15 protein-coding genes are annotated in these 14,346 nt (G+C 74.7%); 7 read left to right on the top strand and 8 right to left on the bottom strand.

All coding sequences use genetic code 11. From position 1 onward, the window contains the following. Position 1 precedes the first annotated feature (1 nt). Together ACZ6KO_RS09040 and ACZ6KO_RS09035 are read right to left on the bottom strand one after the other, a co-directional pair. Entirely contained in the window at positions 2-949 is a 948-nt protein-coding gene (locus ACZ6KO_RS09040) for an acyl-CoA dehydrogenase family protein (RefSeq protein ID WP_469302080.1), read from the bottom strand. Then, positions 949-2,094, bottom strand: coding sequence for an acyl-CoA dehydrogenase family protein (locus ACZ6KO_RS09035; protein WP_469302078.1), 1,146 nt, complete (start codon positions 2,092-2,094; stop codon positions 949-951). The genes ACZ6KO_RS09040 and ACZ6KO_RS09035 overlap by 1 nt, the downstream gene beginning before the upstream one ends. A gap of 52 nt (positions 2,095-2,146) precedes the next feature. Here ACZ6KO_RS09035 and ACZ6KO_RS09030 point away from each other — a divergent pair, with 52 nt between their 5' ends. The 4 genes from ACZ6KO_RS09030 to ACZ6KO_RS09015 all read left to right on the top strand — a co-directional run bounded on the left by ACZ6KO_RS09030 (position 2,147) and on the right by ACZ6KO_RS09015 (position 6,455). Beyond that, the gene (locus tag ACZ6KO_RS09030) at positions 2,147-2,950 is read left to right on the top strand and encodes an SDR family oxidoreductase (protein WP_469302076.1); all 804 of its coding nucleotides are present in this window, start codon (positions 2,147-2,149) and stop codon (positions 2,948-2,950) included. 15 nt (positions 2,951-2,965) lie between these two features. Then, positions 2,966-3,586 (top strand): TetR/AcrR family transcriptional regulator, encoded by a 621-nt coding sequence (locus ACZ6KO_RS09025; protein WP_401447592.1) that lies wholly within the window; start codon positions 2,966-2,968, stop codon positions 3,584-3,586. A 16-nt stretch (positions 3,587-3,602) separates the two neighbouring features. Continuing rightward, positions 3,603-4,760, top strand: coding sequence for an acetyl-CoA C-acetyltransferase (locus tag ACZ6KO_RS09020; RefSeq protein WP_469302073.1), 1,158 nt, complete (start codon positions 3,603-3,605; stop codon positions 4,758-4,760). 138 nt (positions 4,761-4,898) lie between these two features. Next, on the top strand, positions 4,899-6,455 hold the full coding sequence (locus ACZ6KO_RS09015) for a DEAD/DEAH box helicase (RefSeq protein WP_469302071.1): 1,557 nt from the start codon (positions 4,899-4,901) through the stop codon (positions 6,453-6,455). 314 nt (positions 6,456-6,769) lie between these two features. Here ACZ6KO_RS09015 and ACZ6KO_RS09010 read toward each other — a convergent pair whose 3' ends face one another. From ACZ6KO_RS09010 to ACZ6KO_RS08990, 5 genes are read right to left on the bottom strand one after another with little or no spacing between them, the layout of a single operon-like run. Beyond that, positions 6,770-7,762 (bottom strand): tyrosine-protein phosphatase, encoded by a 993-nt coding sequence (locus tag ACZ6KO_RS09010; protein WP_469302069.1) that lies wholly within the window; start codon positions 7,760-7,762, stop codon positions 6,770-6,772. Positions 7,763-7,765: 3 nt separating this feature from the next. Then, positions 7,766-8,815, bottom strand: a complete 1,050-nt coding sequence (locus tag ACZ6KO_RS09005; protein ID WP_469302067.1) for an NAD(P)H-dependent flavin oxidoreductase — start codon at positions 8,813-8,815, stop codon at positions 7,766-7,768. Continuing rightward, on the bottom strand, positions 8,815-9,612 hold the full coding sequence (locus ACZ6KO_RS09000; protein WP_469302064.1) for a CoA-transferase subunit beta: 798 nt from the start codon (positions 9,610-9,612) through the stop codon (positions 8,815-8,817). The genes ACZ6KO_RS09005 and ACZ6KO_RS09000 overlap by 1 nt, the downstream gene beginning before the upstream one ends. Beyond that, entirely contained in the window at positions 9,609-10,445 is an 837-nt protein-coding gene (locus ACZ6KO_RS08995) for a CoA transferase subunit A (RefSeq protein ID WP_469303782.1), read from the bottom strand. Before ACZ6KO_RS08995 ends, ACZ6KO_RS09000 begins: the two co-directional genes overlap by 4 nt. A gap of 20 nt (positions 10,446-10,465) precedes the next feature. Continuing rightward, positions 10,466-11,215, bottom strand: coding sequence for an enoyl-CoA hydratase family protein (locus tag ACZ6KO_RS08990; protein WP_469302061.1), 750 nt, complete (start codon positions 11,213-11,215; stop codon positions 10,466-10,468). Positions 11,216-11,271: 56 nt separating this feature from the next. Between ACZ6KO_RS08990 and ACZ6KO_RS08985 the strand changes: the two genes are divergently transcribed. The 3 genes from ACZ6KO_RS08985 (at position 11,272) to ACZ6KO_RS08975 (ending at position 13,320) form a co-directional block, all read left to right on the top strand. Next, positions 11,272-12,036 carry an SDR family oxidoreductase gene (locus ACZ6KO_RS08985; protein ID WP_469302059.1) on the top strand — a complete coding sequence of 255 codons (765 nt, stop codon included), beginning with the start codon at positions 11,272-11,274 and terminating at the stop codon, positions 12,034-12,036. Position 12,037: 1 nt separating this feature from the next. Next, positions 12,038-13,003 (top strand): SDR family oxidoreductase, encoded by a 966-nt coding sequence (locus ACZ6KO_RS08980; protein WP_469302055.1) that lies wholly within the window; start codon positions 12,038-12,040, stop codon positions 13,001-13,003. A 173-nt stretch (positions 13,004-13,176) separates the two neighbouring features. Then, positions 13,177-13,320: a hypothetical protein gene (locus ACZ6KO_RS08975; RefSeq protein ID WP_469302053.1), complete on the top strand. Its 144-nt coding sequence runs from the start codon at positions 13,177-13,179 to the stop codon at positions 13,318-13,320. Between the two features lie 29 nt (positions 13,321-13,349). Here the strand turns inward: ACZ6KO_RS08975 and ACZ6KO_RS08970 are convergent, their stop codons facing one another. Further along, positions 13,350-14,267, bottom strand: coding sequence for a hypothetical protein (locus ACZ6KO_RS08970; protein WP_469302052.1), 918 nt, complete (start codon positions 14,265-14,267; stop codon positions 13,350-13,352). Between the last annotated feature and the right edge of the window lie 79 nt (positions 14,268-14,346).

Here is a 14,346-nt window from a genome sequence, read left to right as displayed (position 1 = left end):
CTCAGCTTCCGTACGCCGCCAGCACCGCCGCCCGGCACTGCGCCGGCGTCCCCCACGCGTCGCGCAGCGGCCGGGCCTTGCGCAGCCACAGCGACAGGTCCAGCTCCTGCGTGTAGCCGACGGCGCCGTGCAGCTGCAGCGCCGTACGGGCCGCCCGGTACGCCGCCTCGCCCGCCGCCAGCTTCGCCGCCGCGACATCGCCCGCCGCCATCGTCAGCGCCGCGCCCAGGACCAGCGGCCGCGCGAACTCCAGCGCCAGCAGGGTGTCCGCCAGCCGGTGCTTGACGGCCTGGAACGCGCCGATGGGCGTCCGGAACTGGGTGCGCTGCCTGACGTACGCCACCGTCCGCTCCAGCAGCGCCTCGCCCACCCCCAGCGCCTGCGCCGCCGTCAGCAGCCGGGCCCAGGCCAGCGCGGGCTCCGCCGGTACCCCGGCCGCCAGCAGGTCCCCGCCGGGCAGCGGCTCGGCCAGCCGGCGGGCCGGGTCCGACGAGGCGCGCACGGGCCGGTGGCCGGGGGACGCGTACAGCCCGCCGTCCGCCGACAGCGTCAGGACCACCGTGGCCGCGTCCGCGTCCAGCGCGTACGGGCCGGCGCCCGGCAGCGTCAGCGTGGCCAGGCACTCGCCCGCCGCCAGCGCCGGCAGGTCCTTGCCCGGCAGCAGCGCGGCCGCGGCCACCGTCTCCACCAGCGGACCCGGCACCCCGTACCGCCCCAGCTCCACGAACGCCACCGCCAGTTCCACCGGCAGCGGTCCCAGCCCCTCGTGCTCCTCCGGCACGGCCAGCGCGAACAGCCCGCACTCCGCCAGCCGCGCCCACAGCGCCCGGCCCGGCCCGTGCGCCCCGGCCGACCAGGCCCGCACCACCGACGGCACGTCCGAGGCGGCCAGCAGCGCGGCCAGCGTGCGGGCGAGGTCCGACTGCTCGTCGGTCAGCAGGAAGCGCATCAGCGGCGGCCCTTCGGGAGGCCGAGCAGCCGCTCGGCGATGATGTCGCGCTGGATCTCGTTCGTGCCGGCGTAGATCGGGCCCGCCAGCGAGAAGAGGTACGGCTCCGCCCACGCGGTGTCGGCGAGCTCGCCGTCCGCGCCCAGCAGGTCCAGCGCCGTCTCGTGCAGCGCGATGTCGTACTCCGACCAGAACACCTTGTTCAGGCTGGACTCGGCGCCGATCGCCCCGCCCGCCGCGAACCGCGACGCGCACGCCCACGTGAACAGCTCGTACGCGCGCGCCCCCACCACCGCGTCCGCGACCCGGTCGCGCAGCGCGGTGTCCGCCGGATCGCCGGCCTGCCGCCACAGCCCGACCAGCCGGTCCGCCGCCGCCAGGAACCGCCCCGGGGAACGCAGCGTCAGCCCCCGCTCGTTGCCGGTGGCCGACATCGCGATCCGCCAGCCCTGCCCGGGTTCGCCGATCACGTCCTCGTCGGGCACGAAGACCCCGTCCAGGAACAGCTCGGCGAAGGCCGGCTTGCCGTCCAGGCGCCCGATGGGCCGTACCGTCACCCCCGGCGCTCGCAGGTCGAACATCAGGTACGTCAGGCCCTGGTGCGGCCGGGGCGCGTCCGGATCGCTGCGGAAGACGCCGAAGGCGCGGTCGGCGAACGCGGCGCGCGAGGACCAGGTCTTCTGCCCCGACAGCAGCCAGCCGCCGTCCGTGCGCACCGCCCGCGAGCGCAAGGAGGCCAGGTCCGAGCCGGCCTCCGGCTCCGACCAGGCCTGGGCCCAGATCACCTCGCCGCGCGCCATCGGCGGCAGGATCCGGGCCCGCTGCTCCTCGGTGGCGTGGTCGAAGAGGGTGGGGGCGAGCAGGTTGATGCCGTTCTGCGCGACCCGGCCGGGGGCGCCCGCCGCGTAGTACTCCTCCTCGAAGACCAGCCACCGGACGATGTCCACGCCCCGGCCGCCGTACCGCTCGGGCCACGAGACCACCGACCAGCGGTCCGCGGCCAGCTCGGCCTCCCACGCGCGGTGCGCGGCGAAGCCCTCGCCGGTCTCCAGGGAGGGCAGGGGCCGGCCGGGCACGTGCGCGCGCAGCCAGGCCCGCGCCTCGGCCCGGAAGGCGTCCGTCTCCGGGGTGTGCGTGAGGTCCATCGCCGTCCTTCCACGCTTCCCTAACAAGTGTTTGGTAGGTTAACGTACGGTCATGAGCGGAGTCGAGGAGCACGCACACGCGCCCCGGTACGTCCCCGGCCACGGGCTGCTGCGCGGCCGCACCGCCGTCATCACCGCCGCCGCCGGGGCCGGCATCGGCGGGGCCACCGCCCGCCGCTTCCTGGAGGAGGGCGCCAGGGTCGTCGTCAGCGACGCCCACGCACGCCGGCTGAAGGAGACCGAGGCCGTGCTCGCCGCCGAGTTCGGGCCGGACGCCGTCACCTCCCTGCCCTGCGACGTCACCGACGAGACCCAGGTCCAGGCCCTGTTCGCGTACGCCGAGGAGGTCCACGGACGCCTCGACGCCGTCGTCAACAACGCGGGCCTGGGCGGCACCGCGCACCTGGTCGACATGACCGACGACCAGTGGTCCAAGGTGCTCGACGTCACCTTGAACGGCACCTTCCGCTGCACCCGCGCCGCCCTGCGCGCCATGCGGGCCACCGGCTCCGGCGGAGTCGTCGTCAACAACGCCTCCGTGGTCGGCTGGCGCGCCCAGGCCGGCCAGGCCCACTACGCCGCCGCCAAGGCCGGGGTGATGGCCCTGACCCGCTGCGCGGCCCTGGAGGCCGCCGAGTTCGGCGTACGCGTCAACGCCGTGGCCCCCAGCCTGGCCATGCACCCGCACCTGGTGAAGGTCACCTCCGCCGAACTGCTCGCGGACCTGACCGAACGCGAGGCCTTCGGGCGGTACGCGCAGCCGTGGGAGGTCGCCAACGTCATCGTGTTCCTGACCAGCGGCTACGCCTCGTACATGACGGGCGAGACCGTGTCGGTCAGCAGCCAGCGCGCCTAGGCCGAGAATGGACGCGTGCCAACGAACAAGAAGAAATCCCAGGTGACGCCCTCCCCGGAGCGCCGGCGCGAACTCCTCGGCACCGCCGCCGAGGTGTTCGCCGCCCAGGGCTACAACGCCACCACCGTGCGCAAGATCGCCGACGCCGCCGGCATGCTCGCCGGCAGCCTCTACTACCACTTCGATTCCAAGGAATCGATGCTCGACGAGATCCTCTCCACCTTCCTGGGCGAGCTGTGGGACGGCTACGACGCCGTACTCGCCGCCGGACTCGGCCCCCGGGAGACCATCGAGGCCCTCGTCACCGAGTCCTTCCGGGAGATCGACCGGCACCGCGCCGCCGTCGCGATCTACCAGAAGGAGGCCCGGCACCTGGCCGCGCAGCCCCGCTTCCACTACCTGTCCGACTCGCAGGTGAAGTTCGAGAAGGCCTGGCTGGGAACGCTGGAGCGGGGGGTCGCCGCCCAGGTCTTCCGCGCCGACCTGGACATCCGCCTGACCTACCGCTTCGTGCGCGACACCGTCTGGGTCGCCGCGTCCTGGTACCGGCCCGGCGGACAGCACAGCCCCGAGGAGATCGCCCGCCAGTACCTGTCGATGGTGCTGGACGGCATCGCCGTACGCAGCACCACCTGACTCAAGGAGTGTTCCGATGCCCGAGGCCTACATCGTCGAAGCGGTCCGAACCCCCGTCGGCCGGCGCCAGGGCGGCCTGGCCGCCGTCCACCCGGCCGACCTCGGCGCACACGTGCTGCGGGCCCTGGTGGAACGCTCGGGCGTGGACCCGGCCGCCGTCGAGGACGTGGTCCTCGGCTGCGTCGACACCGTGGGCCCGCAGGCGGGCGACATCGCACGGACGGCCTGGCTGGCGGCGGGACTCCCCGAGGAGGTGCCGGGCGTCACCATCGACCGGCAGTGCGGCTCCTCGCAGCAGGCGGTCCACTTCGCCGCGCAGGGCGTGCTGTCGGGCACCCAGGACCTGGTCGTCGCGGGCGGCACCCAGAACATGTCGATGATCCCGATCGCCTTCGCCTCCCGGCAGGCCGCGGAGCCGCTGGGCCTGACCGGCGGCCCCTACACCGGCTCCGAGGGCTGGCGGGCCCGGTACGGCGACGCACCCGTCAACCAGTTCCACGGCGCGCAGCTGATCGCCGGGAAGTGGGGCATCAGCCGCGAGGACATGGAGCACTTCGCCCTGCGCTCCCACCAGCGGGCCGTCCGCGCCCTCGACGAGGGCCGCTTCGAGCGGGAGACCGTCGCCCACGGCGAGGTCCGCGCCGACGAGGGCCCGCGCCGGGACACCTCCCTGGAGAAGATGGCCGCCCTGCGGCCGGTGATGGAGGGCGGCACGATCACCGCGGCCGTCTCCTCACAGGTCTCCGACGGCGCGGCGGCGATCCTCCTGGCCTCCGAGCGGGCGGTGCGCGAACACGGACTGACGCCCCGGGCCCGCATCCACCACCTGTCGGTACGGGGCGAGGACCCCATCCGGATGCTGTCCGCGCCGATCCCCGCGACGGCGTACGCCCTGAAGAAGGCCGGCATGACGATCGACGACATCGACCTCGTCGAGATCAACGAGGCGTTCGCGCCGGTGGTCCTGGCCTGGCTGAAGGAGACCGGCGCGGACCCCGACCGGGTCAACGTCAACGGCGGCGCCATCGCGCTCGGACACCCGCTGGGGGCCACCGGCGCCAAGCTGATGACCACGCTGCTGCACGAACTGGAACGGACCGGCGGCCGCTACGGCCTGCAGACCATGTGCGAGGGCGGCGGCCAGGCCAACGTCACGATCATCGAACGCCTGTAGGGGACCCGCGCGCCGCCGGGCGCAGTGAGAGCCGTCACACACCACCCGGCGGACCCCTTCCCCCGTACGCCCGCACGGCCGGACCGGGGCCGTGGTGGCGGGGCCGGGGGAGTGCGGTGTGTTAGCGTGACCTCTCTTATGACCAGCTCCAGCGCCATACCCGCCGCCCGCCGCCCTGCCCGCCGACGGGGGCCCGCCCAGGGCGCCGGGGGCCGTGCGCGGAAGAAGTCCGCCGCTCCCGCGCAGCCGCCGCGGCCGCAGGAATTCACCATGCCCGAGCCGGTCGTCCCGGCACTGCCGCCCGTGGCCGCGTTCGCGGACCTCGACATGCCCGCGGCGCTGCTGAAGACCCTCGCGGCGCAGGGCGTCACCGAGCCGTTCCCGATCCAGGCCGCCACCCTGCCGAACTCGCTGGCCGGCCGTGACGTCCTCGGCCGCGGCCGCACCGGCTCCGGCAAGACCCTCGCCTTCGGCCTGGCCGTGCTCGCCCGCACGGCGGGCCGGCGTGCCGAGCCCAAGGCCCCGCTCGCCCTGGTCCTCGTCCCGACGCGGGAGCTGGCCCAGCAGGTCACCGACGCCCTGGAGCCGTACGCGCAGGCGCTGCGGATGCGGATCGCGACCGTGGTCGGCGGCATGTCCATCAACCGCCAGGCGGGCGCGCTGCGGCGCGGCGCCGAGGTCCTGGTGGCCACCCCCGGCCGGCTCGCCGACCTGATCGAGCGCGGCGACGTCACGCTCGCGCAGGTGGCGGTCACGGTGCTGGACGAGGCCGACCAGATGACCGACATGGGCTTCCTGCCGCAGGTCACCGCGCTGCTCAAGCAGGTCGAGCCGGACGGCCAGCGGCTGCTGTTCTCGGCGACGCTGGACAAGAACATCGACAAGCTCGTCAAGATGTTCCTGAGCGACCCGGTCACGCACTCGGTCGACCCGTCGGCCGGCGCGGTCACGACCATGGAGCACCACGTCCTGTACGTCATGGACGAGACCGACAAGAAGGTCGTCGCGACCCGCATCGCCGCGCGCGACGGCCGGGTCATCATGTTCCTGGACACCAAGCGGGCCGTGGACCGCATGGTCAAGAAGCTGCTCGCCAGCGGTGTACGGGCCTCCGGCCTGCACGGCGGCCGCTCGCAGCCGCAGCGCAACCGCACGCTCGACTGGTTCAAGACGGGCGAGGTGACCGCGCTGGTCGCCACCAACGTCGCCGCGCGCGGCATCCACATCGACGACCTGGACCTGGTCGTCAACGTGGACCCGCCGACCGACCACAAGGACTACCTGCACCGCGGCGGCCGTACGGCGCGCGCGGGCGAGTCGGGCAGCGTCGTCACTCTGGTCCTGCCGGAACAGAAGCGCGAGATGACCCGCCTGATGTCGGACGCCGGCATCTCCCCGCGCACGGCGCAGATCAAGTCCTCGGACGAGGAGCTGTCCCGGCTGACCGGCGCCCGCGAGCCCTCGGGCATCCCGGTGGTCCTGGAGGTGCCGCAGCCGACCCCGCCGGCCGCGCAGCGCTCCGGCGCCAAGTCAGGCAACGGCCGCCGCCGCTCGTCGGCCCCCCGCACCACCACGGGCGAGGGCACGGGCCGCCGCCGGCAGCAGGGTGCCGCCGACGCCCCGGCCCAGCCCCGCCGTACCCAGGCCGGCGGCTCCGCAACCGGCCGCCCCCGCCGCCCCCGCCGCACCACCTGACCCGGCGGGAACCCACGACGAAGCCCGGCCCGCACCGCGCGCCGGGCTCCGCCCCACCAGGGGCGCGAGCAACCGCGCACACCCCGCACCCACCCACCGGGCCTCGCCCCGACAGGGGCGCGAGGAACTGCGCGAGCAACCGACCATTCCCCGCACCCGCCCACCGGGCTTGGCCCCGTCAGGGGCGCGGGGAACTGCGCGACCAGCCACGTGCGGCCCGCACCCGGATACCGGGCAGCACCCCGTGAGGGGCGCGGGGAACTGCGCACTCAGCCACGTACGGCCCGCACCCAAATCCCCGCGCCCGGCCAGCGCTAGCGGACCAGCTTCGACTGGAGCTTCGCCAGCGTCCGCAGGTCCAGCCCCAGCCCCTGCGTCAGATAGCCGTAGAAGCTGCCGTAGTCCGCCGTCATCTGCGCCAGCGCCGCGTCCAGGTAGTCCTGGCGGACCTCCTGGAGCGGGATCAGCAGCTCCGGCTTCTGCATCAGCCCGGCCTGCCGCAGCCCCTCGCGGACCTGCGCGTCGTACGCCGCCCGGAACCCGTTCGTCGCCAGGAAGTCCTGTTCCGCCCAGCCCTCCGGCACGGCCAGCGCCCGCAGCAGCACGTAACTCAGCCAGCCCGTACGGTCCTTGCCCGCCGTGCAGTGGAACAGCAGCGGCCCCTGCCGGCCGTCGGCGATCTCGCGCAGCGTCGTCGCGAACTGCGCCCGGCTCTCGGGGGACGTCACGAACGTGCGGTAGATGTCCCGCATGTACGCCTCGGCCCGCCCGCCGCCGAGCATCTGCTCCTGCTTGACCGGGTCGCCGGCGCGGATCGCGGCGACCAGGGTCCCGAACAGACCCAGGTCGCTCACCGGACGCGCGACGGACGTGAGCCCCGCCGGCAGCCGGTCGGCGCCGTCGTACTGGACCTCCATCGGGATCCGGAAGTCGATCACCTTGGTGAGGCCCAGGCCGGACAGGGTGACGACGTCGGCGTCCGTCACCTTGCCCAGCGCGTCCGATCGGTAGACCAGACCGTGGCGGACCTCGCCGCCGGTGTACGTGCGGTAGCCGCCCAGGTCGCGGACGTTGACCGCGCCCTGGAGGGGGATCCGGCGGATCCCCTGCGCGGCGGCGGACCGGTGGTGGCCCTGTTCCACGGCCACCGGCGCGGCGGCGGACGCGGACGCGGCGGACGCGGACGCGACCGACGCCGGAAGGACCCCGGCGGCGAGCACGGAGAGCAGCACTCCGGTCGTCGCCAGGCGGATTCTTCGGCCCCGGCCCCACCGGGATATGCGGCTCGTGCGGGTCATACGGCTCATGTGTCAGCTCCTCGGCAGCTTCTCCAGTACCTGCTGTGCCTCGGCCATCACCCGGGCGACGAGCTCCGCACACGACGGAAGGTCCTCGATCACACCCGCGACCTGGCCGGATGCCATGACGCCGAGGTCCGTACGGCCCTCGACCATGGACGCCTTGAGGAGCATGGGGGTGTTCGCGGCGAGCAGGACCTGGCTCCAGGACAGGTCCTTGCCGTGTTTCATCGCCAGGCCGTCACGCACCAGCTGCGCCCAGGACAGCCCCGACAGCCTCCGGAACGCGGCCGCGTGCCGCACCGCCCGCGCCAGCGCCGTCGCCCGGCCCGCCCGCTCCAGCGAGGCGACCAGCTCCGTGCGCAGCATCCGGTGCGGCAGGCCGTCCACGGCCGTCGTGACCGTCACGTCCTTCACGGTCGCCGCCAGGTACCGCGCCTTGACGGCGTCCGGCACCGTCGAGTCCGACGTCAGCAGGAACCGCGTCCCCATCGCGACCCCCGCCGCCCCGTACGCCAGCGCCGCCACCAGTCCGCGCCCGTCGTGGAAGCCGCCAGCCGCGACCACCGGGATGCCGACGGCGTCGACGACCTGCGGCAGCAGCACGGTCGTGGCCACGTCCCCGGTGTGGCCGCCGCCCTCGCCGCCCTGCACGATCACCGCGTCCGCGCCCCACGCCGCGACCTTCTCCGCGTGCCGGCGCGCCCCGATCGAGGGGATCACCACCACGCCCGCGTCCTTGAGCGTCGCGATCAGTTCCCGCGACGGCGCCAGCGCGAACGACGCCACCCGCACGCCCTCGTCGATGATCAGCCGTACCCGCTCGGCGGCGTCCCCGGCGTCCGCGCGCAGGTTGACCCCGAACGGGAGCCCGTCCGTACGGGACTTCACCTCCCGCACCGCCGACCGCAGCTGGTCCACGGTCATCGTCGCCGAGGCCAGGATGCCCAGCGCCCCCGCGTTCGCGGTGGCCGAGACCAGGCGGGGGCCCGCGACCCAGCCCATCCCGGTCTGCACCAGCGGGTGCTCGACCCCGACCAGCTTCGTGAACGCGGTCTCCATCAGGCGGGCACCTCGCGCTCGCGGGTGCCGCGCGGATCCAGCTCCTCGCGGATCAACCGCAGTTCCTCGGGCTCCGGCTCGCGCGTCAGCGGTACGGGGCCGTCCCCGGCCGGCTCCACGAGGGCGAAACCGGTGGCCGCCCGGACCTCCTCCAGGCTCACCCCCGGGTGGAGGGAGGCGATCCGCATCGACCGGTCGGGGGTCTCGAAGTCGAAGACGCCCAGGTTCGACACCACGCGCGGCAGACGGTGGAAGCGGGTCGCGGACGGGCCGGCCGCGGCCGCCCGGTCGTGGCCGACGCCCGAGACCATGTCGACGCGCTCGACGAACACCCGGGCCGAATGCCGCGGGATCCAGTAACTGACCGGATTGTTCAAGGTGTTGACGGGTGCCCCGCGCACCCCGAGCAGCTGCCGGGCGGGCCGCTCCCAGTCGCCGATGCAGGAGATGTTCTGGTTGCCGAAGCGGTCGATCTGGCTCGCGCCCATCATCACGTGCCGCCGCCCGCCGGTGACCATGGTCAGGTGCCGGCGGTACGGCAGCCAGCCCTCCACCGTGCTGCCGTCGGCGGCCACGAGCATCGCCTCGCCGTCGGTCATCAGCAGGTCGGGGGAGAAGGTGCGGCGGGCCAGCCGGGCCCCCAGGGCCGGGATCAGGCCCATGGGGCTCGCCAGCACCTCGCCGTCGCCGCGCCAGGCCTCGGCGCACGCGATGACGCAGTACTCGGCGCGGGTGACCGCGGTGGGCGCCGAGTCCCGGTCCCGGGCCGGGTCGAGGGGGGTGTCGCTCCGGCTCACCGCTGTTCCTCCTGCCAGGCCGTCACGGCCCGCTGGTAGTCGTGCTCGCTCGCGCCGGACAGGAACCGCTGCGCGAACTCCGGCCAGGGGGTCGTCGCGTACAGCTTCTGGAAGGCCTCGTCGCGGCCGTAGTCGGGCACGCAGGAGGTGAAGTGCGCCCCGCCCGGGGTCTCCACGACGCCGGTCACGCTGTGCCGGGAGACCAGCAGCGACTGCGGGCCGGCCGCCTTCGACAGCTCGGCCGTCCCGACGATCTGCTCGCAGGAGACGTACGCCGTGTCGGCGGCCTCGCAGAAGAGGTCGTCGAAATAGGGGTCCGGGCCCAGGTACTGGCCGTTGCCGAGGCGGTCGGCGCGGTTGAGGTGGACCAGGGCGGCGTCCATGCGCAGGGCCGGGACCGCCACGAACTCCTCGCCGTCGGCGTAGGGGGAGGTGACGGTCCGCAGGCCGGGGTTGACGCGCAGGACGTCGGAGCCGAGGCCGGCCCGGACGGGAAGGAACGGCAGCCGGTTGGCGGCCGCGTGCAGGCCCCACATGAACATCGCCTCGTCGAGCTCGGTGAGCGCGAAGGCGCCGCGCTCGCGGGCGGCCCGGTAATGCGGTTCGAGCGGGATGGAGTCGAGGGTGACGAACGGTGTCACCAGGGCGGAGATCCGGCCGGCGGCGGCGAGCAGACCGACGTCCGGACCGCCGTACGACACCACGGTCAGATCGGTGATCTCGGACCGGAGCAGCGCTCTGACCAGGGCCATCGGCTTGCGGCGCGAGCCCCAGCCGCCGATCCCGAGGGTCATGCCGCTGCGCAGCCGCCCCACCACCTCGTCCGGGGACATGATCTTGTCGGTCCTGTCGCTCACCGCTCCCGCTCCTTCCCGAAGGTGTCCCGGACCCGGTCGGCGACCCCGCTGAGGTTGGCCTCGAAGGTGAAGCCCTGCTCGAAGCGGTAGCTGCGGCGCACGTCCACCGGGTCGATGCCGTTGATGGCGGCCTTGGCCAGCCGGATCAGCCGGCCGTCCTTGAGCGCGATCTCCGCGGCCAGGTCCAGCGCCGCCGCCCGCAGCCCCTCGCGCGGCACCACCTGCCACACCGAGCCGTGGGCCTGCAGCTCGGCCGCCGTCACGGTGCGCGAGGTGTAGTACAGCGCGCGCATCAGGTGCTGCGGCACCAGCCGGGCCAGATGGGTGGCCGCGCCCAGCGCGCCCCGGTCCAGCTCGGGCAGCCCGAACGTGGCGTCCTCGCTCGCCACGATCACGTCCGCGTTGCCCACCAGGCCGATCCCGCCGCCCAGGCAGAACCCGTGCACCGCCGCCACCACCGGCACCTCGCACTCGTACACGGCCGCGAAGGCCTCGTAGCAGCCGCGGTTGGCGCCGATCAGCGCCCCGTGCCCGGGGTCGCGCTGCATCTCCTTGATGTCGACCCCGGCGTTGAACCCGCGCCCCTCGGCGGCGAGCACCACGCACCGCGTCTCCGGGTCGCGGCCGGCGGCGCGCACGGCGTCCGCGAGCTCGTACCAGCCGCGCACGGGCAGGGCGTTGACGGGCGGGAAGTCGACGGTGACCAGGGCGACGCCCTTGTCCGGGCCGGAGGTGGAGACACCCATGAGAGGATCCGCTACCTTTCCACCAAACATTTGTTAGGTGAGGAAGGTAGCAGCCTATGGAGCTCGACGGGAGGGTCACCGTCGTCACCGGCGGGACCCGGGGCGTCGGCGCCGGCATCGCCCGCGCGTTCCTCGCGGCGGGCGCGCGGGTCGTCCTCTGCGCGCGCCGCCCGCCGGACGAGCCGGTGACGGCGGCCGGCCGGACGGCCGCCTTCACCGCCCTCGACCTGCGCGACCCGGCGGCCGTCCAGGCCTTCCCCGCGCAGGTCGCCGAGCGGTACGGGCGGCTGGACTGCCTGGTCAACAACGCCGGCGGCACCCCGTACCGGCTGCTGGGGGAGGGGGACGCCGAACGCCACGCGCGGGTCGTGGCCCTGAACCTGACCGCCCCGCTGGCCGCCTCGCTGGCGGCGTACCCGTACCTGCGCGCCGCCCGCGGCTCGGTGGTGATGATCGGCAGCGTCAGCGGCACCCGCCCCTCGCCGGGCACCGCCGCGTACGGGGCGGCCAAGGCGGGCCTGGAGAACCTGGCCCGGTCGATGGCCGTGGAATGGGCCCCCGAGGTGCGGGTGAACACCCTGGTCCTGGGCATGGTGCGCACCGAACTCGCGCACCTGCACTACGGGGACGAGGCGGGCGTGGCGGCGGTCGGCGCCACCGTCCCGCTGGGGCGGCTCGCGGAACCGGACGAGGTGGGGGAGGCCGCGGTCTTCCTGGCGTCGCAGCGGGCGGCGTACGTGAGCGGGGCGAGCCTGCTGGTGCACGGGGGCGGGGAACGCCCGGCGTTCCTGGACGCGGCAACTGTCAACAAGGAGGGCTGAGATGGAACGTGGGTCGGGGCCGGTGGGTGTGGATGTGGGTGCGGGACCGGGGTCGGAGCCGGGGCTGTGTGCGGGGCGGGTCGTGGTCGTGACGGGCGCGGGCCGGGGGCTGGGCCGCGCCCATGCGCTCGCCTTCGCGGCAGAGGGCGCGCGGGTCGTCGTCAACGACCTGGGGGTGGGCCTGGACGGCCGGCCCGGCCCGGACAGCCCGGCGGCCGCCGTGGCGGCCGAGATCCGGGCGGCGGGCGGCGAGGCTGTGGCCCACGGCGGCGACATCGCCACGTCCGAGGGCGCGGCCTCGCTCGTACGGTGCGCGGTGGACGCCTTCGGCGGGCTGGACACCCTGGTGAACAACGCCGGGTTCCTGCGCGACCGGATGCTGGTCAACCTGGACGAGGACGACTGGGACGCGGTGATGCGGGTCCATCTCAAGGGCCACTTCCTGCCGTTGCGCGCGGCCGCCGCGTGGTGGCGGGCCGAGGCCAAGGCGGGCCGCGAGGTGGCGGCGCGGGTGGTCAACACCTCCTCGGGCGCGGGCCTGCTCGGCTCGGTCGGCCAGGGCAACTACAGCGCGGCCAAGGCCGGGATCCTGGGCCTGACCCTGGTCGCGGCGGCGGAGATGGGCCGCTACGGCGTGCAGGTCAACGCCATCGCCCCGGCCGCCCGTACCCGCATGACCGAAGCGGCGTTCGCGGACGCCATGGCAGCCCCGGGCGCGGGCGCGTTCGACGCGATGGCCCCGGAGAACGTCTCCCCGCTGGTGGTCTGGCTCGGCTCCGCCGCCTCGGCCGGTGTCACGGGCCGCGTCTTCGAGACGGAGGGCGGGCGCATCACCCTCATGGACGGCTGGCGCCCGGGCCCCACCTCGGACAAGGGCGCCCGCCTGACACCGGCGGAGGCCGGTGCGGCGGCGGCCGGGCTGCTCGCCTCGGCACCGGATCCGCTCCCGGCGTACGGGGCGCGGTGAACGGGCCGGGCCCGGCCCCCTGGCGAGGGGTCGGGCCCGGTCACTCGTGCGATGAGGTATCCCTACCCACCGCACCCCCTCGCTGAACCGCGGCCACCCGTCCGGTTCCGTGCGTTCTCGAGCGGCGCGCGGAGCCGGGTGTTCCGCCGCCGGCCCGCGGGCACACCGTGCGCATGGACCTGGACACGGGCGTCGTCGTGGGGCTGGTGGCCCTGTTCGTCGTCTGGGTGGTGGTCGACGTCGTGACCCACCGGGGCGTACGCCGGAGGGGCGGCGACGACGGCGCGGACGGCTGTGGAGGGTGCGGCGACGCGTAGCGGCCCCGGCCGTGATCCGCCGGCGAGGCCTATGTGTCGCAGGCCAGGACCGTGTCGCACACGCCGCAGCGGATCTGGACCGGGCCGCGGGCCGGGGCGCGCAGCCGCTGCCAGCAGACCGGGCACGCGAAGGTCACCCGGCCCGCGGCGTCGAAGCGGTACGCCGCCCCGTCCCCGCCGGTACCACCGCCCCCGAGCCCGCCGCCCCCGGCGGCGGCCGCGCGGCGCAGGCGGGCGTAGCGGCGGCGCTGCCAGGGGCCCGCCCCGGCCAGCGGTGGGCGGCGCCAGTCGGCGCGCGCCACCGCCGCGCCCGCCCGGTACGCCTCGTACGCCCGCGGGCTCGTGAACCAGGGCGAGGGGTCCTCGCCCACCACCGCCGCCCGCTTGGCCAGCACGTACCCGAACTCCTCCGGCGTCAGGTAGCCCAGCTTCTGGTGGGTCAGCGCGTCCTGGCGGTAGGCGTCCAGCAGCAGCCACCCCGCCCCCAGGTACGCCGCCACCGTGTCCGTCAGGATCTCGTCGTCCCCGGCCGCCGCGAAGCCCAGGTCCAGCCGGTGCAGCAGGACGTGCGTCACCTCGTGCGCCAGCGCCGCCGCCAGGTCCCGGCGGTGCCTGCGGAAGCGGTCGTTGACCTCGATGAAGTACTCCGGGCCCGCGGCCAGTTCGACCACCGCCGCCTGTTCCATCGGCCGGAAGCTCACGATCATCCGCGCGTCCGGGCCCGGCAGCCGCAGCTGCCGCACCATCGCCGCCGCCACCCGCTGCGCCCCCAGGTGCAGGTCGTCGTCGTCCCCGAACGCCGCGTCCGCCGCCGCGAAGGAGGTCCCGTACGCGCGCACGCCCGGCGCGGACAGCCTGCGGTACAGGGCCGTCAACGACGCGCGCACCAGGGGCAGATGCGGAAATCCGTGCTCGACGGGCCCGGCCCGCCCACCGTTGTCCGTCATACGGGCCCCCTCGCCGGAAATTGGCCGGAAACACCTTCTTGCTGCGCGCCCGCACCCTGATGTGACATGGACTCGTCAG

This window comes from Streptomyces sp. NPDC042102, assembly GCF_055582305.1.
The sequence above is the reverse complement of the archived record's forward strand: the minus strand, read 5'-3'. Positions and strand labels throughout refer to the sequence as shown.